Below are 21,046 nucleotides of genomic sequence, written 5' to 3' on the forward strand. Positions count from 1 at the left end.
TGTGGCCGTCATCTGCTGGTGAGTTACCTGCGCACCAGCAACCGCAGCGACAGCCGCCACAGCTGGGCCATTCTGGCCCTGCTGGTAAAGTTCATCCGGCAGTACTGGCCCAACACCCGCATCGTGTTCCGGGGTGACAGTGGATTCTATCGGCCTCGCCTGTTGAGCTGGTGCGACCGGAACAATGTGGATTACCTGGTCGGTATCAGTAAGAACAGCCGGTTGCTCAAAGACGTTGAAGCACCTTCGAAGCTGGTTCGAGACACACACCAGAAAGTGGGCGATAAAATCGCTGCCACTTACCGGTTCCGGTACCAGGCGCGTTCCTGGAAATACCCTCGCTGGGTGGTGGCCCGTCTGGAAGAAGGCGAGCTTGGCTCCAATCCTCGCTTTGTCATCAGCTCCCGCTATGACGACGGCTTCAAACTCTACTACGAGCAGTACTGTGCCCGAGGCGACATGGAGAACAGGATCAAAGACCAACAGCTGTATCTGTTCGCGGATCGAACGTCGAGCGTTCAGTGGTGGACCAATCAATGGCGGCTGATCCTATCTGGCTTCGCTTACACCTTGTTCGAGCGATTACGAGCGCACCTGAAAAAGACGCCCTTCGAACGGATGAGCGCCAGCAACCTGCGGCTGAAGCTGATCAAGGTTGGCGCGGTCATCATCCGCAATACCCGCCGAATCCGGGTGCTGATGAGTGACAGCTATCCCTACAAAGACGAACTCACGGATCTGGTACGCCGCTTGGTTCCAGGGTAGATGCCCGGGCTCCCCCGGCCCGACGCAATGGGGGAAAGGGGGCAGTGTATCCAAACGACAAAAAATGATTAATTATTAATCAATCGTGCCCACATCTGAGCGGTCATGGCGGTCACCCGCTTAGTCTGCGAGACTTGCAGGGTGGCTGTGAGAAATCCGGGCTAACGACACTTCCCGCACCTCACCGGCCGGGACATGAATGCCATCCGTCCGGGCAGAAGCGACTGATAGGGAAAGCCCGAGACTGTCGTCCTTACCACTGACAATCCGGAACCGGAATGGGACATCAGCTCCGGCTTCACCATCCCCCGCTGCCAACAGGGCCAACGTCAGGCCAGACAGATTACGATGGGTTTGATGCATGGCGCCGACAAAGATCGCTCCCAGCAGGAACACCAACAGGTAAATCAGGCTGTTCTGATAATTGATACCGGTAACCAGCATCACCAGCAGCAATAAGCCGAATACCATGCCAGCTCCAGTCGGCAGGATAAAAATGTTTTTCTGGCCAAAAACCTGGCTGTCTGAGCGTGGTAGACGGCGGTTGATCCATCGATTAAGGGGGGCGGCCAGTGATTTTCCGATCATGCCCATTAAGGTCCCTGAAATCCAAAAAAGTTCAGTGTGCGTTATCCGTTATAATGGGTGTTTTAACCACATCACAACTTGGAAGGCTATTGCGTGGGTTCCAGCGTTACACCCCTTGATCAGGCAAGTTACCAGAGACTGTTGTCACATGCTGCCAAAAGCCACGATTTCGCCTATCTTGGCAGCCCCGGCTCTGAGGGCAGCCGCGGACAGCTTAGTGGCTTCAGTGCCCTGGCACTAAGCCGGATCGACATCCCGGCCAACACTCAACCACTCGATAGTCAGGCCCTGGCCGAGCGCATGGATAGACTGCGCAACAAATACCCACTGGATACCGAAGACGCGATCCCCGCCCTGCCCGGCGGCTGGCTGGGAATCCTGGGGTACGAACTGGGCTATGCCCGGGAAAAGCGCCTGGCCAGTCTGGTGCCCGACTGCCCTTTTCCGGCGATGTCCGCCGGATTTTATCTCTGGACCGCCAGCCACAATCACGAAACCGGTGGATATCAGCTCTGGATTCACCCGCAATGTCCAGTCGAGGTACGTGATTCCCTGAATCAATGGCTAGCCACGCCCTCCGCGCCAGACACCGATGGCTGGCAGATGCCCACCGGTTTTGCGCCACGCCAGACTCCGGAGCAGTTCAAGGCCGGCGTGCAGGCGGTGAAAGAGTACATCCGCGCCGGTGACTGCTACCAGGCCAACCTGTCACAGGAATTTACCGGGCACTACCAGGGCAGCCCATGGCAGGCATTTCTGGCCCTGGCTAACGCCAACCCCACTCCATACAGCGCGTTTCTTCGGATTGGCGATGATTCCGTGCTGTCGATCTCGCCCGAACGCTTCCTGGAAATCCAGGATGGCGCAGTGGTCACCAGCCCCATCAAGGGCACCCGCCCCCGTGGTGCGACTCCGGAAGAAGACGCAGCCCTGGCTGCCGAACTCCAGGCTTCCGAAAAGGACCGGGCTGAAAACCTGATGATCGTGGACTTGCTGCGCAACGACCTGGGACTTAATGCCGAGCCGGGCTCAGTGATTGTTGATCAATTGTTCGCGCTTGAGTCCTACCGCAATGTTCATCATCTGGTCAGCCACATCCGTAGCTCGTTGAAAGCCGGCGTCACACCGATCAAAGCCCTGATCGACGCCTTCCCCGGCGGCTCCATTACCGGCGCTCCGAAAATCCGGGCCATGGAAATCATCCGAGAACTGGAACCGCACTGGCGGGGCCCCTACTGCGGCTCGGTGTTCTACTATGGGCTGGACGGGCGGCTGGACAGCAACATCGCCATCCGCACCCTGTTGTGCGAAGGCGACGGCACCATTCGATGCTGGGGCGGCGGGGGCATCGTGGTTGATTCAGAGCCAGAGGCCGAGTACCAGGAAACCCTGGCCAAGGTCCGGCCGCTGATGCGGCTACTGGAAACAGCCGGTCGCTCATAAAACAAACGGGCAGGTTCCTGGAAACCTGCCCGCTTGCCTATCCCAACACGTTTCGCCTTATCAGGCTTCGTGCACCGCGCTGGCCTTCAGGAATTCCTGGCGCAGGTCATCAAAGTTGTGAACCGCAGGGAATTGCGGGAACTCGTCGATCACGTTTTGCGGGGCGTGGAACAGGATACCGGCTTCCGCCTGGCCCAGCATGGTGGTGTCGTTGTAGGAATCACCGGCGGCGATCACCCGGTAGTTCAACAACTGGAAAGCACGCACGGACTGGCGCTTCGGGTCGCGCTGGCGCAGCAGGTAATCGGTAATCTGGCCGTTTTCCGCCACTTCCAGCTTGTGACACAGCAGAGTCGGGTAACCCAGCTTTTTCATCAGCGGCATGGCGAACTCGTAGAAAGTGTCGGACAGGATCACCACCTGGAAGCGCTCACGCAGCCAGTTGAGGAAGTCGGCGGCGCCGGGCAGCGGATCCAGGGTGCCGATCACTTCCTGGATTTCCGGCAGGCCGTAACCGTGCTCGTCGAGCAGGCGCAGGCGCTGCTGCATCAGCACGTCGTAATCAGGAATGTCCCGGGTGGTTGCCTTGAGCTCCTCAATGCCGGTTTTTTCCGCGAAAGCGATCCAGATTTCCGGGATCAATACCCCTTCAAGGTCAAGACATGCGAGTTCCACAACGGTCTCCTGAAAACTGATGAAAAGTGCGGGGGCGCGGACCTGCGTCCCTCATTGATGGCAGGTATGATATGAAAAACTGCACCAAAATGCATGGAAATCCGACAGAAGCGCAAACCGTAAGTGAATAAATATATAGTTGTTAATTTCTTCAGGGTATAAGCCCATTAATGTTAGCCTTGAGGCTACCTTGCACACGCATACTGGATAACCATGACTGATATCGATTCCCTGCGCTCAGACCTGGAAGACCAGAGCCCCCGAGCGATCCTGAAAGCCGCCCTGGCCCGCTACGACAACATCGCCATTTCCTTCAGCGGTGCCGAAGATGTGGTGCTGATTGAGATGGCCCACAAGCTCACCGACAACCTGCAGGTATTCACCCTGGACACCGGTCGCCTGCACCCGGAAACCTACGAGTTCGTCGACAAAGTCCGAAAGCATTACGGCATCGACATCGAAGTGCTGTTCCCGGATGCCGGCGAAGTGCAGGACATGGTGAACAAAAAGGGCCTGTTCAGTTTTTACGAGGATGGCCATTCCGAATGCTGTGGCATTCGCAAGGTCAATCCATTGAAGCGCAAGCTGGCCACCGTGGATGCCTGGATCACCGGCCAACGCAAGGACCAGAGCCCGGGTACCCGCAACGATGTGCCCGTGGTCCAGGCCGATACCACCTTCTCCGGCGAAGGCCGGGAACTGGTCAAGTTCAACCCGCTGGCGAACTGGACGTCAAAAGACGTGTGGGACTATATCCGCATGTCCGAAGCGCCTTACAACGCCCTTCATGAGAAAGGCTTTGTCAGCATCGGCTGCCAGCCCTGCACCCGTCCAGTCCTGCCCGGACAGCACGAGCGCGAAGGCCGCTGGTGGTGGGAGGAAGCCACCCATAAGGAATGCGGCCTGCACGCAGGCAACTTGATCGGCAAGTCCGGCTGAACGAGCGAAAGCCAGGCGTAAAAAAGCCCGCTGTCATGACTGGCAGCGGGCTTTTTGCTTTCTGTGGGAGCCTTACTCAGTAGGTCGGCAACTCGATATCCTTGAACAGCTCCTGAATCTCGGTACGGCTGCCCTGATGGGCCACGGCTTCGTCCACCCGCTCCTTGGTCAGGTGGGGCGCAAAACGGCGCATGAAGTCGTACATGTAACCGCGCAGGAAAGTGCCCTTGCGGAAGCCGATGCGGGTAATGGACGGCCGGAACAGCTTGCTGGCATCCAGCGCCACCAGGTCAGTGTCCACTTCCGGATCAAACGCCATGCTGGCAATGATGCCCACACCCAGTCCCAGGCGCACGTAAGTCTTGATGACATCGGCGTCGGCGGCGGTAAACACAACTTTGGGCTCGAGCCCCCGGGACTGGAAGGCTTCGTCCAGCTTGGAGCGGCCGGTAAAGCCGAATACATAGGTAACCAGTGGGAATTTGGCCAGCTCTTCCAGAGCCAACTCCTGTCCCTGCGCCAGGGGGTGGTCCTTGGGCACGATCACGCACCGGTTCCACTTGTAGCAGGGCATCATGATCAGATCGTTGAACAGGTCCATGCCTTCGGTGGCGATGGCAAAGTCCGCCGCGCCGTTGGCGGCCATTTCAGAAATCTGTGTAGGCGTTCCCTGGTGCATGTGCAGGGACACATCCGGATACTCTTCAATAAAGCCGCTGATCACCGGCGGCAATGCGTACCGGGCCTGGGTGTGAGTGGTGGCAATGCTCAAATCGCCCTTGCGCTGATTGCTGAATTCCTGGGCAATTTTCTTGATGCCTTCCACCCGGCGCAGAATCTCACCCGCTTCCTGGATGATGATTTCGCCGCCGGGGGTCACGCGGGTCAGATGCTTGCCACTACGGGCGAACACTTCGAGCCCGAGTTCGTCTTCCAGGAGACGAATCTGCTTGGAGATGCCAGGTTGGGAGGTAAAGAGGCTTTGGGCCGTTGCAGACACGTTCAGGTCATGGTGGGCAACTTCCCAGATATATCGAAGTTGTTGTAATTTCATTGGAATCCGTTGCTCCGTGAATCAGTCTACGAGCATACAATACGCATAAAAACAGCGCCACTCATTCTTTTTGGGTATACATTATTGCACTGTCATCAGTGTAGCCCAAATGCCGTTTTATGCGCTGCCCGCCCGCACCTGATCAGGAGTAATCGATGATTCGACGAAACGGTGGCAGGGAATCCAGCAGCAGTTGCCCATAGCGACGGGCCACAATGCGGCGGTCCAGGATGGTCACCCGGCCGGTGTCCTGCTCGGTTCTGAGCAATCGACCTACCGCCTGCACCAGTTTCACCGAGGCATCCGGCACGGTAATTTCCATGAACGGGTTGCCACCGCGCTGAGTTACCCATTCCGCCAGGCTGGCCTCGATGGGATCGTCCGGAACCGAGAATGGGAGGCGGGTAATCACCACGTGGTGCAGATACTTGCCCGGCAGATCGATGCCCTCGGCAAAGCTCGCCACCCCGAACAGCACGCTGGGCCGGCCTTCGTCCACGCGACTGCAATGCTGGCGCAGTACCTCATTGCGGGCCATGTCATCCTGGGTCAGGATCAGTTCGGGGTATTCCGGTGCCAGTGCATCCCGGACCTGCTGCATTTGCCGGCGGGAAGTGAAAAGAACCAACGTGGCTTTCTCACCCGCCCAAAGTTCGGGCAGGCGCTTGATCAGGGCATCACCAAAACCATCATCGGTAGGCATGGCGGCCATGAATGGCACTTCCACGGTGGCCATCTCGGCGTAACGGAAGGAGCTGGGCACCACCATGTAACGACTGGCCTCCGGCAGCCCGGCCCGGGCTCGCAGGCGATCAAACCGGCCCAGGGCCGTCAGCGTGGCACTGGTGAGTACCGCCCCGTAGGCGCGGGACCACAAGCGGCTGTAGAGAAGGTTATCCGCCAGCACCGGCGAGCTGTACAGGGTGATGTCTTCGGCGTGATCCCAGCGCTGGCGTACCGCCCAGCGCGCCGGGGCCGGACCGTAGCGTTTGGGGCTGGCGCCCTCCTCCGCCTTTTCGTCCTCGGTGGGGGCACTGACGCCTTCACACCAGGCTGCCCAGAGTCGCAGTTGCTCTTCCGCACGGCTGTGGAAACTGCCAATCACGGGGAACCAGGATTCCGCGGTGTCCCGGTCCAATTCCGGGTCCTTGCGTTCATCGAACGCGGTTTGCAGTTCATCCACCAGCACGCCCAGTTGCCGGACCAACCCGGCCGTTACAATACGCGTGTCCGCAGCCAGGGCAGCAAGAGCCTCCGGCAGTTCGCCCTCCGGGTAACGCCACTGGGCACTGCGTCGTTCTTCATTGAACTCCCAGCCGGTATTCTGCTCCACTTCCTCATACACCCGGGTCAGCTCGTGATCCAGATCCCGCCCGGAGGTGCTGATTTTTTCAATGGCCTTGGCAGCCTGGGAGCCGCCGGGCACCCAGGGTTGCATTTTCACCAGCGCCTGGGACAGCTGTTTCAGCCACTGACGGGTGGCGTTCAGGGGGACCGACGCAGCAAAGTGGTTCAGTGCCTTGTCCGGCAAATGGTGCGCCTCGTCGAAAATGAACAGGGCGTTTTCCGGCTCAGGCAGGATCGCACCGCCGCCCAGGGCCAGGTCGGCCAGTACCAGGTCATGGTTAGCCACCACCACGTCGGCGTCTTCCAGCTCCTTACGGGCATCGAAGAACGCGCAACTGTCGAAATAGGCGCAATGCCGGTTGGTGCACTGGCGATGATCGGTGGTCACCTGACGCCAGGTTTCATCCGGAATCTGCTCCGGCCAGTGATCCCGGTCACCGTCCCACTCCCGGGAGCCGTAGCTGGCCAGCATGCGCTCGAAGGTGGCCTTGTCGGCGGCATCCCCATCCTGGGGATTGTCCAGCAGGAACAGCGGCATGGTGTCGCTGTCGCCATGGCCTTCATCGTGCAGGCGGCTTTCCAGCCGGGACATGCACAGGTAGCGGCCGCGGCCCTTGGCGAGAGTCCAGTTGAAATCCAGCTTGCTGTGTTTGCGCAGATCCGGCAGGTCTTTCAGGACAATCTGGTCCTGCAGGGCAACGGTAGCGGTGGAAATCACCAGCGTTTTGCCCAGGGCCCTGGCCACCGGAATGGCGGCAATCAGGTACGCCAGGGTTTTACCGGTACCGGTGCCAGCCTCGACCACGCAGGTGGCCGGTGGTGAGGTGCGCTGGCCGTCGTTGTCGTCGATCGACCCCATGTACTTGGCGATCTCGGCGATCATCAATCGCTGGCCGTAACGGGCACGGATCGACTTGCCCGCCAGGACATCCCGGTAGGCTTGCTGTATCTGTTGTTTGACCTCTTCCGACAGGGCCATTAGCGCGGGCTCATCCAATTGCGGGTAGTACCAATACGGAACAACTGCCCACCCTGACTGAATACCACGCTGTCTTCGTTAATGCGTTCAACCTGGATGTCGCCCAGGCGATCACCCACCCGCAGGTACTGATTGTTGATCATCACGCTGCTGGCCAGGGGATTGGAGGACAGAATATGGCTGTTGAAGGTCAAGTCGGGAATACTCTTCTGAAAGGAAAGCGGCAGTTCCACAAGGTGAGGTACCCTGCCCTGCGGCCGGGTTGGTGTCAACTCCCTTTGGCTCGCCGGCCTGGGAACAATAATGGTGGGCTGTTCCTCTACAGGCGTTTGTGCCATTTCCTGGGTAGGTCCAGCCCCAGAGGCTCCCGCGCTCGACGTTTCCTGGACCGGCCTCTTAGCTTCATTGCCGGGTACAGGATTAACCTGTGTTGCCATCTTCTTTTCACTCACTGGCTCGACTTCTGTCGACGCCGGTACTCGAGCCGTCTGTTGTGCGGGAGCGGTGGTAAAACGGGCCCGGATCTCAGGCCAGGACACGTAACCCAGAACACCGGCATTCAGCACGAGCACCAGGGCCAGCCAAAACGCCAGGGGCAGCGGCTTTCTGCGGGGTTTATAAACCATTTGCACTGGCTGCCCCAAGTCTGGCGCCTGGCCCTGGCGACGCTCGGCTTCGGATTTACGCAACGCTTCGAGAATATAGGACATCTGTTACCGCCCCCCGCTCGTTCCCGAGGAGCCAGACAAGGTAGGCACGTCGGCTGACAGATCCTCGTTCATCTGGATCAGGGTCCGTGCCCCCGGAATACCGTCCACTTTCAAGCCCCGTTGTTGCTGGTACCACTGAACCTGCTCGTTCATCGCCATGGCCTTCACCCGGGCAATTTCCGGTTCGGAACCAGCCAGGCGCTCGGCCAACTGCATCATGCGGGCCCCAACCCAAAGCTCCTCACCAGCGGCATCCTTGTGAAGATCACCGTCGATCATGTAATCAGGGGCTTGCCAGAGGACATAGAAGTGGCCGAACCAATGTGACTCCACGTCATCAAAAGATACCATTTGTGGGCCCTCAGGTGTTTCAATCAGTGCATGGTTGCCCGCCAGAGACCGCAGCACCACGTAGGTGGGCGCCCCTCCTTCAGACCGCAGTGAAAGAATCGCCGGGCGGTTCAGACGCGCAAGACTGCCGCGACTGCCACGTTGCTCCAGACAGGCCAGCCCAACCGTCCAGGCATATTCGCATGCCATCGACGTGGTTGAAGGATCGAAAGTCTCACCCCAAATCTCAAACAGTGTGACAAATGCCGGTGCCAGCGAGAGGGTATGGCGGTTTTCCGCAAATGGCGTGACTGGCGAAGGTTCTGTTACTTCAGGCTTCCCGGATACAGTGTCCCGCATAACCGGAGCGGGCACCCGTTGCACGGCACCTTCCGCCTGGGGTGTTTTGGGCGTCATCACGGGTATGGCCTCACTGGTCTGGCGCTCCAACAACAGGAACGTTCCCAGTATGGCCAGAATCACCGATACCGACACCAGCCCGACATGCCTTGACCGGCTGACCCCGGCGACTTTGCTGCCCGAGTACCTTTCAGGACCAGCCTGGATTTCCCGGGCCGCCTGACGAATATGGCGTTTACTGACTTGATGATCGCCCTCGGAATAAGCGCCAAGCAGAGCCCGGTCTGCAACCAGATTGATCAGACGGGGAACCCCACGGCTTGCGCGGTACAATTGACGGATGGCCCCTGGCGTGAATATTTCGCCTCTAATCCCGGCAACGCCCAACCGGTAATGGAGGTAGGCGGGTAGCTCCGAGCGTTCAATGGCATCCAGGTGATATCGGGCGGTTACCCGCTGGTTGAGCTGTCGAAGCTCGGGCAGTGCCAACAACCCCTGAAGCTCCGGCTGACCAATCAATACGATCTGTAACAGTTTCTTTTCGGCGGTTTCCAGGTTGGTCAGTAGCCGTAACTGCTCAAGTACGTCCGCCGACAGATTCTGGGCTTCATCAATCACCAGCACTTTATGACGGCCCTCAGCGTGGGCCTGCAGTAAGTCCCGGTTGATGGCATCCACCAGCATTTTAATACTGGCATCCGGGGCATGGTCGATGGCAAGTTCGTCACAAACGGCGGAGAGCAACTCCCGAGCGGACAGCCTGGGGTTGAGAATCAGGGCAATGTCGACATGGGACGGGGCGTTTTCGATGAAGCACCGGCAGACGGTCGTCTTTCCGGTGCCCACTTCGCCGGTAACAACAATGAAGCCACCCTGACCCTGAACGCCATACATCAAGTGGGCCAGCGCTTCCTTGTGGCGAGCGCTCAGGTACAGATAGCGGGGGTCGGGTGCAATCGAGAACGGGGGTTCCCGAAAGCCGAAAAAGTCATAGTACATGCTGCCTCAGGGCCCCGCCCGGGTCAGTGCTCAGAAATCCTCGAGCATCAGGTCTTCATCGTCATTCGCGAAAGGGTCATCTGTAATTTTACCATCGTTAAGCAGAAATTCACGGCGCTGCAGGAATGCGTTACGCATGAAAGTATAGCGGTCCCCGGAAATCATGCCTTCCACAGGAATCAGATCAGCTCTTACATCAATGATCTGAAGGGCACGCAGGTAATAACGGTCAGGATCTTCAATTTCATCCCAGGCCGACGGCAACACGAAACTGTCGGTCAGGAAACCGGTGGTATGGCGCGGTGTCGAGGGGCCCAACAAAGGCAGCACCAAGTATGGGCCGGATGTTACGCCCCAGACGCCCAGGGTCTGGCCAAAATCCTCATTTCGCTCGGGCAAATCAAAGCTGGTTGCAACATCAAATATGCCCCCTAGCCCGAAAATCGTGTTAAACGTAAACCGTCCAAAGGCGACCACCGCTGATTCGCCTTTACCTTGCAGCACACTGTTTGTGAAGTTGCTGACCTCACCCAGATTGTTGAAAAAGTTGGTCACCCCCCTGTCCACAAGATCGGGAGTAACGGTACGGTAGGCCTTGGCCACCGGGCGAAGGAACCAGCGGTCCACGCCGTCGTTGAAGGCGAATACTTTGCGGTTCCAGCTTTCGAACGGATCGTCCTCTGAAATCTTCGGAGCTTTTGCCGGGTCCATCGGCTCCTGCACGTTCTGGGCAACTGCGGCATGGCTCCACAGCACCAGGAAAGCCAGGCTGATCACTGCGGAAGACAGTCCGCGCGAGAAGTACGTCTTTTCCATGTTCAGTCTCGGGTGGAAGTGATAGACACAGGTCAGCGGTGACGAACAACCACGCTGCCGATGGAGTAGCCGGCACCAAAGGAGCAAATGACGCCGAGATCGCCGGATTTCAGGTCATCCTGGTGCTTGTGGAAGGCAATCACCGAACCCGCCGAACTGGTATTGGCGTATTCGTCCAGAATGACTGGCGCTTCCTCTGCATCCGCTTCCCGACCCAGCACCTTTTTGGCGATCAAGTGGTTCATGTTGAGGTTGGCCTGGTGCAGCCACATGCGCTTGAGGTCGGCAGGCGCCAATGAAAGGGACTCCAGGTGCTCCTGAATGGTCTGGGCGACCAAGGGAGACACTTCCTTGAACACTTTCCGGCCCTGCTGGATGAACAGCTTGTCGGGTTTACCGACGCCGGCTTCATCGGCGCGGTTCAGGAAACCGAAATTATTGCGGATGTTATTGGAAAACTGGGTTTTCAGACGGGTACCCAGAATTTCAAACCCCTGCCCCGGCTGAGTTGCTTCCTCGCGCTCCACCAGGATGGCGGTGCAGGCATCGCCAAAAATGAAGTGGCTGTCGCGGTCACGGAAGTTCAGGTGAGCGGAACAGATCTCAGGACTGATCACCAGTACCGACCGGGCTGCGCCGTTTTCAACCGAGTTTACGGCAGCCTGCAGGCCAAAAGTGGCAGAGCTGCAGGCGACGTTCATGTCGTAAGCGAAGCCTTCAATACCCAGGGCTGCCTGAACTTCAATGGCCACGGCCGGATATGGCCGCTGCAGGTTGGAACAGGCCACAATAACAGCTTCCACGTCGGCGGCGGTTTTGCCGGCCTGCTCCAGCGCTTCCCTGGCCGCTGCCACGGCCATTTCGCACTGTACCGACGGCTCGCCGTTGCTGCGTTCCGGGATATAGGGCTTCATGCGGGTGGGATCGAGGATGCCATCCCGGTCAATCACGTGGCGGCGCTTGATACCGGAGGCTTTTTCGATGAATTCGGAGGAGGAAGGCTGCAAGGCGTCGACATCTCCGCGCTCAATCGCCTCCGCGTGTTCGTTGTTGAACAATTCCACGTACTGGTTGAATGCCTGGACCAGCTCGTCGTTCGTTATGGTGGCGGGCGGCGTGTACAGACCGGTTCCGCTGATGACGGCTTTAATCACGATAACCCCACGTCACAGTTATAAATTCGGAATGTGATACTTGTCTGCGGAAATACTAACACAGTCGGTGGTAATTGCTTCCCGAATATGCATTGTCTCCCTGCCCTCCAATCCTCCCTCATTAAACCCGCGTTTTCTCCCACTGCTTATCCAGGCGTTTGACCGACACAGTCATCGCCGTCCCCAGTTGCTGGGCAAAGAACGACACCCGGAATTCCTCCAGCATCCAGCGGTAGAGTTCCAGCTCCGGGTCTTTCACGCCCTGGCGTTTCTGCTGGTCCCGCTTGGTGGCGTAGCGTGCCCACAACGGTTCGATGGTGTGCAGGAATTCCCGCTCCCGGCCCATTTCCCGGGGCATTTTTTCCAGCCGGATATCCGCCGCCTCGAAATAGACGCCAAAACGGGCCAGCCACTGAGCCGGGGTATCCACCAAAAAGCCCGGGTACACCAGGTTCTGCATCTGGAATTTCAGGTCCGCCATGCTGTTGGCCTGGGCCAGACTGATCTTTCCTTTGAGTTGTTTGGCAATTTTCTGGTAGCCGGTCATGGCCTGGTAGAGCCGTTCGTCAGCTTCCTCCAGTGCCGGGATGAAATCGCCACGGTGCTCATCAAAGCATTGCAAAAAGCTGTCCCGGTCCCGTGGCAGATCTTCGGCCAGGAAATGCTGCATCACGGTGGACAGCAGCAGATCATCCAGCAGCACCTTGGCCTTCCCGACCGGCGCGAACATCAGCGCCGACTGGCGGAACCGGGGGAGTTTACGTTCCAGATCGCTGAGCGTATTACCGAAACGATGAATGATCAGCCGGGCAATGCCCCGACGGGTGGTGTCTTCGGCGGTCAGCCGGTCGAGACAGCGGGTGGTGCGGACCTTTTGGCCCAGGTCTTCCAGGGCCGGGTAAACGGTGACCTGCATGCCGCCTTTCTCGGTCTGCACCTTTTCAGGCAGCTTGCCGAACTGCCAGTCGGTGTATTCCGCCGGCTCCCGGTCATCGGTCTCCTGGTCCGTGGCCGAGGCCAACGCCTGCTCGGCCCTGCCCTCCAGCTTGTCCTGAAGCTCACTGGCATCGCGGCTCTCGGCGATGGTCTTGCCCTTGTCGCCGGTCACCCGCAGGTTCATGCGCAGGTGCCGGGGCAGTTCGTCCTCCGGCCAGGCGTCCGGATCAATCTGCACGCCGGTCATGCGGCGCAGCTGCTCGCCCAGCTTCAACGCCAGGGGCTCGTTGTCCGGCTGCATGTTCTCCAGCGCGGCATCGACAAAATCCGGCACCGGCACGAAGTTGCGGCGCAGGGACTTCGGCAGGCCCTTGACCAGAGCGATGCATTTTTCCCGCAGCAAACCGGGCACCAGCCATTCCAGCCGGCGCTCGGGAATTTGCTTCAGGGCCATTAACTGCACCCGCAGGGTCACGCCATCGCGTTCGCTCGTGGGCTCGAATTCGTAACTCAGCGGGTATTTGACCCCTTGCCATTCCAGGTAATCCGGATACAGCTCGGCAGCGGACTGGTCCACCGGGCGCTGCAACACATCCGCCTCGGTTAGCTCGAGTTTTTTCAGCTCCTCGGCGGACAATCTCTTCCACCAGCTTTCGAAGTGCCGGCCGCTGATAATGTCGTCCGGCAGGCGCTCGTCGTAAAAGGCCACCAGTACTTCGTCGTCCACCAGCAGATCGCGGCGACGGGTTTTCTTTTCCAGGTTCTCGACGGTGTCGAGCATTTCCCGGTTGCGGGCAATAAACGGCGCTTTGGAGCGGTAGTCGCCTTCCACCAGGGCCCGGCGGATGAACAGGTCCCGACATTCCTTGGGGTCCACCTTGGCATAGGGAATGCGGCGTTTGGGCACCACGTCCAGCCCATACAGCGAGACCTTCTCATAACCCATCACCTGGGCGCGCTTCTGCTCCCAGTGGGGCTCAAAGTAATGGTGCTTGACCACGTGCCCGGCCAGGGGCTCGACCCATTCTGGCTGGATACCGGCCACCATGCGGGCGAAGACCTTGCTGGTTTCGACAATCTCCGCTGCCACAATCCATTTGGGACCACTTTTCGCCACTTTCGAGCCGGGAAAGATCATGACCTTGCGATTGCGGGTAGCCAGGTATTCGCGCTTTTCCACTTTTACCGCCACCTGGCCCAACAGGCCGGCCAGAATCGCCTTGTGGATCGGGTCGTAACCGGCCGGTTCCTTGTTCAGGGCCAGCTTCTGTTCCCGGCAGATCAGCGTCAACTGGCGATGGATGTCGCGCCACTCGCGCATGCGCATCCAGCTCAGGAAGGTCTTCTGGCACAGCTTTTTAAGCTGGTTCTGGGACATTTCCTGGCGCTGCTCCTCGAACCAGTTCCAGATGTTGAGCAGCGTGGCGAAGTCCGACTCCTTGTCGTTGAACGGCGCGTGGGCCTGGTCGGCGGCCTGCTGCTTTTCCTGGGGCCGCTCGCGGGGGTCCTGGATGCTGAGCCCGGCGATGACGATCAGCACCTCGGCCAGACTGCCCTGGTCGGCCGAGGTCACCAGCATGCGGGCGAGTCTCGGGTCCAGCGGCAGCCGGGCCATGGTGCGGCCGAGTTTGGTGACCCGGCGTTTGGCATCAACGGCGCTCAATTCTTCCAGCAGCTTGTAGCCATCGTTGATCTGCTTGCGCTCCGGTGCCTCCAGGAACGGGAAGTGGCGAATCTCGCCCAGGCCGGAGGTGGTCATTTGCAGGATGACCGAGGCCAGGTTGGTTCTCAGGATCTCCGGATCGGTGTATTCCGGGCGGTTGATGAAGTCGGTTTCATCGTACAGGCGGAAACAGATACCCGGCGCCACCCGGCCACAGCGCCCTGCCCGCTGGTTGGCACTGGCCTGGGAGATAGGCTCAATGGGCAGACGCTGGATTTTCGAGCGCACGCTGTAGCGACTGATGCGGGCCACGCCGGTGTCGATCACATAGCGGATACCGGGCACCGTCAGCGAGGTTTCCGCCACGTTGGTGGAGAGCACAATGCGCCGGCCCTTGTGGGCCTGGAACACCCGGTTCTGCTCCTGGTTGCTGAGCCGGGAGTAAAGCGGCAGCACTTCGGTGTGGCGCAACTCGGCGTGGCGCAGCACCTTGCTCAGGGCCCGGATTTCCCGCTCACCGGGCAAAAACACCAGCACATCGCCGGGAGGCTTCTTCTCCTGACGCTCATGCTGTTCGATTTCCTCCATGGCCGAGAGCACGCCGTCGGTCCAGCTCTGGTCCCGGTCGTCTTCATCGCCGGCGAGTGGGCGGTAGCGAACGTCCACCGGATAGGTGCGCCCGCTCACTTCGATGACCGGTGCCTCGCCAAAGAATTCACTGAAACGCTCCACCTCAATGGTGGCGGAGGTGATGATGACTTTCAGGTCCGGGCGCTTCGGCAGCAGCTGTTTCAGGTAACCGAGCAGAAAGTCGATGTTCAGGCTGCGTTCATGGGCCTCGTCGATGATGATCGTGTCGTAGCGGTCCAGGAAGCGATCGTGCTGGATTTCAGCCAGCAGGATACCGTCGGTCATCACCTTCACCCGGGAGCTTTCCGAGGTGTTGTCGGTAAAACGCACCTGGTAGCCAATCTGCTGACCAACCTGCTCACCCAGCTCCTCCGCGATGCGACTGGACACGCTGCGGGCGGCGATACGCCGTGGCTGGGTATGGCCAATCAGGCCGCGCAGCCCCCGGCCCTGGTTCAGGCAGATCTTGGGAATCTGGGTGGTCTTGCCGGAGCCGGTTTCACCGGCAATGATCACCACCTGGTGTTTTTCAATCGCCGCACTGATGTCATCCACCCGGTCACTGACCGGCAACCCCGCCGGAAAACTGGCTGGCTTATGCAGGGTCCGGCGCGCCTGGACCTTTTTCTTGCCCCGCTCCAGCCAATCGGACATTTTCGCCAGCTCTTTCTCACCCGGTTTGCCCTTATGGCGACTGACCGAACGAATGATTCGGGCTGCTTCCTGCTGGTTGCAATCGTCCAGCTGGCTCATCAGGTCAGCCACGGTGGCTTTGGGGTTGTCGGGGCGGTTTGTTTGAGTGGTGTCAGTCATCAAAGGGTAATTGGCTCGCGACTCAGGGTTTTCTGTCGTTGAATAAGGCGCCACAGTCTAGCGGGAAAAGTGGCCCTTAGAAACACGAAGACCCCGCCGAAGCGGGGTCCCTGGAGCTTAAGAAAGCCGTGTCTGGCGGTTATGCCTTGCTCTCTTCGCCCTGCTCACTGTCTTTATTTTGCTTGCTCTGATCATTGGCTTCGTCCCGCAGCTCCCGACGCAGGATTTTACCCACGTTGGTCTTGGGCAGTTCATCACGGAACTCAAAATGCTTCGGCACCTTGTAGGCGGTCAGGCGTTCACGACAGAACTCCTTGAGCTCGTTGGCGCTCACGCCTTCCTTGTTGGCCACGACGTAAGCCTTGACCACTTCCCCGCTCTTGTCATCCGGAACACCGACTGCGGCACACTCCACCACGTTCGGGTGGCTGATGATCACGTCTTCCACTTCGTTCGGGTAAACGTTGAAGCCGGAAACGATGATCATGTCTTTTTTCCGGTCAACGATGCGCAGGTAACCGTCTTCCTGAATCAGCGCCACATCCCCGGTGCGGAAATAACCATCCTCGGTAAACGACTTACGGGTATCGTCCGGGCGCTGCCAGTAACCCCGCATAACCTGAGGCCCCTTCACGCACAGTTCGCCCGGCTCACCAATGGGAGTTTCGTTGCCCTCATCGTCAATGGTTTTCACGAAGGTGGACGGAATGGGCAGGCCAATCGTGCCAATCTGGACCGCACTGTGGGGATTGAAAGTGACCACCGGCGAGGTTTCGGTCAAACCGTAGCCCTCGGTGATTTCACAGCCAGTCACCCGCTGCCAGGTTTTGGCGGTGTCACTGGTCAACGCCATACCACCGGAGGCAGTGAGTTTCAGCGCAGAAAAGTCCAGATCCTGGAAATCCTCGTTGTTGCACAGGGCCACAAACAGAGTATTGAGCCCCATAAACGCCGAGAACTTGTGTTTCTTCAGTTCTTTGACGAAACCCGGAATATCCCGTGGATTCGGGATCAATATGTTATGAGCCCCAGCTTCGAGCATGATGCCGCAGTTCAGGGTAAACGAGTAAATGTGGTAAAGCGGCAGAGGCGCAATGATCACCTCCTGGCCGTCGATAATCTGGTCCTCAAGCATCGGACGAACCTGAATGACGTTGGCCATCAGGTTGGCATGGGTCAGCATGGCCCCCTTTGCCACACCCGTGGTGCCACCTGTGTACTGCAGTACCGCCAGGTCATCCGGCTTGATTTCAACAGGGGTGAATTTTTCCTTTGCACCGGCGGCCAACACGGCGGGCAGCTTGTGGGCACCTGGAATATTAAAGGGGGGCACCATTTTTTTCAGGTACTTGACTGCGGCGTTCATCAGGGTGCGCTTGAACGGCGAATGCATGTCGGCCACTTCACTGACAATCACATGCTCAATACCGGTGTTGGGCACCAACTTCTCAGCCTTGTCGGCCATGTTCGCCAACACGACCAACGCACGGGCACCGGAATCGTTGAACTGGTGCTCCATTTCCCGCTTGGTATAGAGCGGATTGGTATTCACCACTATCAGGCCCGCACGCATGGCACCATAGATAATCACCGGGTACTGGCTGACGTTCGGCATCTGGACGGCAATGCGATCACCAAGCTTGAGATCGGTATGATTCTGCAGCCAAGCCGCAAAGTTGCGGCTCTGAATATCAAGATCCCGGTAAGTCAGCGTTGCGCCAACGGCAGAGAATGCAGGTTTGTCCCCATATTTCTTCGTTGCCTGCTCGAACACATCCACCATGCTTTTGTACTGGTTGAGGTCAACGTCAAGCGACACACCAGCGGGGTATTTGTCCTGATAGAACTGCTTGAAATCCATCACCTTCTCCTGTCTCGTTAGCGCTTTGGGAGGCACCGGATGGCTGCGGCACCCCCTTTCTTATTATATTGTTCGAAGGTCGAATTGGTTAAAAAATCAACCCTACAAAGGTCTCAACCTTTGAAGACGGAAAGAGAATAGCAGTTTTATTCCTTATGAGGTAGCTTTCAGCGAACAGATCCTGCAATACCCCACAAAATACTGCCAAATCGGAGCTTTTGATGAGCGATACCCTGGACATTTTGGAGAACATCACCTACGACGAGCTGAATGAGGGTGACTCTGCCACTTTCACCCGAACGCTCACCGAAGACGAGCTGGTTCTCTTTGCCGCTGTCTCTGGGGATGTGAACCCGGTGCATCTGGATTCCGAATTTGCTGCAGAGTCCATGTTCAAGGAGCGTATTGCCCACGGCATGTGGAGTGGCTCGTTGATTTCTGCCGCCCTGGCAACCGTCATGCCGGGCCCCGGCACGGTTTACCTGGAACAGAGCCTGGCCTTCAAGCGCCCCGTCAAGCTCGATGACACACTCACGGTCACCCTCTCGGTACTGCGCAAGGAACGCCGGAACCGGGTTGTTTTCCAATGCGAAGTCCGTAACCAGAATGATGAGAAAGTGGTTACCGGCGAGGCGAAGGTGGTCGCGCCCTCCGAAAAAATTTCCCTGCGCAAACCCAGCCTGCCAAAAATCACCATTGAAAGCTAAAAGATTGGCCAGCCAAGTGTCAGCTTAGTTAACACTACGGAGTCTGCAACCACCGGAGGGAACGCGTTTCCGCCTCTGACTGTTTGATTTGAGTGGAAATAATGGGAACTGGTCTTGTACTTGCCACGTAAGTAACCAGGCAGGGAATCCCTTCGAGCCAATTTTGGCCTCCCTGCCGAACACGCCGAGCCTTGCCGATGCGCATACGCGCATCGGCTTTTTTATCGGCTCAATTCCCGCATGGCCGCCTCGAGACCTTCAATGGTCAGGGGATACATCTGGTCGTTTACCAATTGTCGGGTAATACCCAGTGAGCCGCCAGGCTGCCAGTACTCCTCCGGGAGCGGGTTGAGCCATACCACCTTCTCGAAATGCTCAGTGATACGCTGAAACCAGGTGGCACCGGACTCTTCGTTCCAGTGCTCAATTGACCCGCCCGGATGGGTGATCTCGTACGGCGCCATGGTGGCATCACCAACAAAAATAACTTTGTAATCCGGCGAATAGGTGTGCAGCAGGTCCCAGGTGTTGACGGTCTCATTCATGCGCCTCAGGTTGTGCTGCCAGACGCTTTCATAGACAAAGTTGTGGAAATAGAAATACTCGAGGTGTTTGAACTCCAGACGGGCTGCTGAAAACAGCTCTTCACACACCCGGATGTGCGGGTCCATGGAACCGCCCACATCGAAGAAAATCAGGACATTGGCGGTGTTGTGTTTTTCCGGCACCATTTTCAGATCCAGATAGCCGGCATTGCGAGCCGTGGACCGGATGGTGTCGTCCAGGTCGAGTTGATCCGCCGCCCCCTGTCGAGCAAATTTACGCAATCGGCGCAACGCCAGCTTTATGTTCCGAGTGCCCAGCGTCACGCTGTCGTCCAGATCACGGAACTCACGTTTCTCCCAGACTTTCACCGCCCTGCCGTGGCGCCCCTTGTCCTGACCGATGCGGTAGCCTTCCGGATTATAGCCATAGGCACCAAAGGGAGATGTGCCACCGGTACCGATCCATTTATTGCCCCCGGCATGGCGCTCTTTTTGCTCTTCCATGCGCTTTTTGAAGGTCTCGATCAGCTCATCCAGACCCCCAAGGGAGTTTATTTTCTCTTTTTCCTCTGGAGTCAGGTGCTTTTCAAATTCCTTGCGAAGCCAGTCATCCGGAATCATGGCCTCCAGCAATTCATCCAGATCTTCAATACCTTCAAAGTAAGCCCGGAAGGCCCGGTCGAACTTGTCAAAATGGCGCTCATCCTTCACCAGGCAAAGCCGAGCCAGGTGATAGAAAGCTTCGATGTCTGCAAACGCCAGGTGGTTCTGGAGCGCTTCCAGCAAGTCCAGAAACTCCCTCAGGCTTGCGGGAACGCGGGCTCGACGCACTTCCAGAAAGAAATCGATCAACATAAAACGGGCTCACGCCAGTGATCAGTTTTGGCGACGGACCATGAACGCCAGCTTCTGTAGCAGGTGAACATCCTGCTCGTTCTTCACCAGGGCGCCATACAACGGCGGTAGCGCGGAACTCTTATCCTGGTCCTGAAGCGCCTGGGCCGACAACTCATCGGCCATCAGCAGTTTGAGCCAGTCAATCAGCTCCGAGGTGGAGGGCTTTTTCTTCAGACCCGGCACCTTCCGAACATCAAAGAAAACATCCAGAGAGTCGCGCACCAGCCGCTGCTGAACGCCGGGAAAATGCACATCCACGATGTTGCGCATGGTGTCGTGGTCGGGAAAGCGGATGTAGTGGAAGAAACACCGCCGCAGGAAAGCATCCGGGAGTTCTTTTTCGTTGTTACTGGTGATCACCACGATGGGCCGGTGCTTGGCCTTTACGTACTGCTGGGTTTCATACACAAAGAATTCCATGCGATCGAGTTCCAGCAACAGATCGTTGGGAAATTCAATGTCCGCTTTATCGATCTCATCAATCAGCAAGACCACCGGCTCATCGGCCTCAAAGGCTTCCCACAGTTTGCCCTTGACGATGTAGTTGCGGATGTCATTAACGCGTTCGTCGCCCAGCTGGGAGTCCCGCAGCCTTGAGACAGCATCGTACTCATAAAGCCCCTGCTGGGCCTTGGTGGTGGACTTGATGTGCCAGGGAATCAGGCGCATTCCCAGGGCGTCCGCCATTTCCTCAGCCAGCAGAGTTTTTCCGGTGCCGGGCTCGCCTTTGATCAGCAACGGGCGCTGGAGTGAGATGGCCGCGTTAACCGCCATCTGCAGATCGTCGGTGGCTACGTATTTTTCGGTACCGGTGAACTTCATGCGTCTATTTCCT

Annotated in this window: 16 protein-coding genes; 4 read left to right on the forward strand and 12 right to left on the reverse strand. The window is 58.1% G+C overall.

Translation table 11 applies throughout. The features are described from left to right. Positions 1-765, forward strand: a 765-nt coding sequence (locus tag BY454_RS03205; protein ID WP_146082681.1) for an IS1380 family transposase, incomplete at its 5' end; no start/stop codon positions are given. Between the two features lie 120 nt (positions 766-885). Here BY454_RS03205 and BY454_RS03210 read toward each other — a convergent pair. Then, positions 886-1,236 carry a hypothetical protein gene (locus BY454_RS03210; RefSeq protein WP_146082682.1) on the reverse strand — a complete coding sequence of 117 codons (351 nt, stop codon included), beginning with the start codon at positions 1,234-1,236 and terminating at the stop codon, positions 886-888. A 210-nt stretch (positions 1,237-1,446) separates the two neighbouring features. Here BY454_RS03210 and pabB point away from each other — a divergent pair, with 210 nt between their 5' ends. Next, complete coding sequence (gene pabB, locus BY454_RS03215; RefSeq protein ID WP_104415356.1) at positions 1,447-2,796, forward strand: aminodeoxychorismate synthase component I; 1,350 nt, start codon at positions 1,447-1,449, stop codon at positions 2,794-2,796. Positions 2,797-2,856: 60 nt separating this feature from the next. Here the strand turns inward: pabB and thrH are convergent, their stop codons facing one another. Then, positions 2,857-3,471, reverse strand: a complete 615-nt coding sequence (thrH, locus tag BY454_RS03220) for a bifunctional phosphoserine phosphatase/homoserine phosphotransferase ThrH (protein WP_104415355.1) — start codon at positions 3,469-3,471, stop codon at positions 2,857-2,859. 213 nt (positions 3,472-3,684) lie between these two features. Here thrH and BY454_RS03225 point away from each other — a divergent pair, with 213 nt between their 5' ends. Then, positions 3,685-4,410: a phosphoadenylyl-sulfate reductase gene (locus tag BY454_RS03225; RefSeq protein WP_104415354.1), complete on the forward strand. Its 726-nt coding sequence runs from the start codon at positions 3,685-3,687 to the stop codon at positions 4,408-4,410. 76 nt (positions 4,411-4,486) lie between these two features. On the opposite strand, the gene cysB is transcribed toward BY454_RS03225, so the two are convergent. From cysB to BY454_RS03265, 8 genes are all read right to left on the reverse strand, one after another. Further along, positions 4,487-5,464 carry an HTH-type transcriptional regulator CysB gene (gene cysB, locus BY454_RS03230; RefSeq protein WP_104415353.1) on the reverse strand — a complete coding sequence of 326 codons (978 nt, stop codon included), beginning with the start codon at positions 5,462-5,464 and terminating at the stop codon, positions 4,487-4,489. Between the two features lie 142 nt (positions 5,465-5,606). After that, positions 5,607-7,790 carry an ATP-dependent DNA helicase DinG gene (gene dinG / locus BY454_RS03235; protein WP_104415352.1) on the reverse strand — a complete coding sequence of 728 codons (2,184 nt, stop codon included), beginning with the start codon at positions 7,788-7,790 and terminating at the stop codon, positions 5,607-5,609. Beyond that, positions 7,790-8,500, reverse strand: a complete 711-nt coding sequence (locus BY454_RS03240; RefSeq protein WP_104415351.1) for a general secretion pathway protein GspB — start codon at positions 8,498-8,500, stop codon at positions 7,790-7,792. The genes dinG and BY454_RS03240 overlap by 1 nt, the downstream gene beginning before the upstream one ends. A gap of 3 nt (positions 8,501-8,503) precedes the next feature. Next, positions 8,504-10,189 carry an ExeA family protein gene (locus BY454_RS03245; protein WP_104415350.1) on the reverse strand — a complete coding sequence of 562 codons (1,686 nt, stop codon included), beginning with the start codon at positions 10,187-10,189 and terminating at the stop codon, positions 8,504-8,506. 30 nt (positions 10,190-10,219) lie between these two features. Continuing rightward, on the reverse strand, positions 10,220-11,005 hold the full coding sequence (locus tag BY454_RS03250) for an MlaA family lipoprotein (protein WP_374953535.1): 786 nt from the start codon (positions 11,003-11,005) through the stop codon (positions 10,220-10,222). A gap of 32 nt (positions 11,006-11,037) precedes the next feature. Next, positions 11,038-12,159 carry a beta-ketoacyl-ACP synthase III gene (locus tag BY454_RS03255; RefSeq protein WP_104415349.1) on the reverse strand — a complete coding sequence of 374 codons (1,122 nt, stop codon included), beginning with the start codon at positions 12,157-12,159 and terminating at the stop codon, positions 11,038-11,040. Between the two features lie 121 nt (positions 12,160-12,280). After that, positions 12,281-16,201 (reverse strand): ATP-dependent RNA helicase HrpA, encoded by a 3,921-nt coding sequence (gene hrpA, locus BY454_RS03260; protein ID WP_181049636.1) that lies wholly within the window; start codon positions 16,199-16,201, stop codon positions 12,281-12,283. A gap of 139 nt (positions 16,202-16,340) precedes the next feature. After that, a complete protein-coding gene (locus BY454_RS03265) occupies positions 16,341-18,062 on the reverse strand; it encodes an AMP-binding protein (RefSeq protein ID WP_104415348.1) in 1,722 nt (573 codons plus the stop codon). 221 nt (positions 18,063-18,283) lie between these two features. Between BY454_RS03265 and BY454_RS03270 the strand changes: the two genes are divergently transcribed. Further along, positions 18,284-18,769 (forward strand): MaoC/PaaZ C-terminal domain-containing protein, encoded by a 486-nt coding sequence (locus BY454_RS03270; RefSeq protein ID WP_104415347.1) that lies wholly within the window; start codon positions 18,284-18,286, stop codon positions 18,767-18,769. Positions 18,770-18,990: 221 nt separating this feature from the next. Here BY454_RS03270 and BY454_RS03275 read toward each other — a convergent pair whose 3' ends face one another. Both BY454_RS03275 and BY454_RS03280 read right to left on the reverse strand, forming a co-directional pair. After that, positions 18,991-20,169: a vWA domain-containing protein gene (locus BY454_RS03275; RefSeq protein WP_104415346.1), complete on the reverse strand. Its 1,179-nt coding sequence runs from the start codon at positions 20,167-20,169 to the stop codon at positions 18,991-18,993. 21 nt (positions 20,170-20,190) lie between these two features. Then, positions 20,191-21,033 carry an AAA family ATPase gene (locus BY454_RS03280; protein ID WP_104415345.1) on the reverse strand — a complete coding sequence of 281 codons (843 nt, stop codon included), beginning with the start codon at positions 21,031-21,033 and terminating at the stop codon, positions 20,191-20,193. Between the last annotated feature and the right edge of the window lie 13 nt (positions 21,034-21,046).

Origin of the sequence: Marinobacter persicus (assembly GCF_002934325.1) — a bacterium.
Classification (GTDB): domain Bacteria; phylum Pseudomonadota; class Gammaproteobacteria; order Pseudomonadales; family Oleiphilaceae; genus Marinobacter; species Marinobacter persicus_A.

Coding starts and splice junctions, on each gene's coding strand:
- BY454_RS03225 (WP_104415354.1), top strand. CDS start 3,685: ATGACTGATATCGATTCCCTGCGCTCAGACCTGGAAGACCAGAGCCCC.
- BY454_RS03265 (WP_104415348.1), bottom strand. CDS start 18,062: ATGGATTTCAAGCAGTTCTATCAGGACAAATACCCCGCTGGTGTGTCG.
- hrpA (WP_181049636.1), bottom strand. CDS start 16,201: ATGACTGACACCACTCAAACAAACCGCCCCGACAACCCCAAAGCCACC.
- BY454_RS03280 (WP_104415345.1), bottom strand. CDS start 21,033: ATGAAGTTCACCGGTACCGAAAAATACGTAGCCACCGACGATCTGCAG.
- BY454_RS03245 (WP_104415350.1), bottom strand. CDS start 10,189: ATGTACTATGACTTTTTCGGCTTTCGGGAACCCCCGTTCTCGATTGCA.
- BY454_RS03275 (WP_104415346.1), bottom strand. CDS start 20,169: ATGTTGATCGATTTCTTTCTGGAAGTGCGTCGAGCCCGCGTTCCCGCA.
- cysB (WP_104415353.1), bottom strand. CDS start 5,464: ATGAAATTACAACAACTTCGATATATCTGGGAAGTTGCCCACCATGAC.
- BY454_RS03240 (WP_104415351.1), bottom strand. CDS start 8,500: ATGTCCTATATTCTCGAAGCGTTGCGTAAATCCGAAGCCGAGCGTCGC.
- BY454_RS03250 (WP_374953535.1), bottom strand. CDS start 11,005: ATGGAAAAGACGTACTTCTCGCGCGGACTGTCTTCCGCAGTGATCAGC.
- BY454_RS03270 (WP_104415347.1), top strand. CDS start 18,284: ATGAGCGATACCCTGGACATTTTGGAGAACATCACCTACGACGAGCTG.
- dinG (WP_104415352.1), bottom strand. CDS start 7,790: ATGGCCCTGTCGGAAGAGGTCAAACAACAGATACAGCAAGCCTACCGG.
- BY454_RS03210 (WP_146082682.1), bottom strand. CDS start 1,236: ATGGTATTCGGCTTATTGCTGCTGGTGATGCTGGTTACCGGTATCAAT.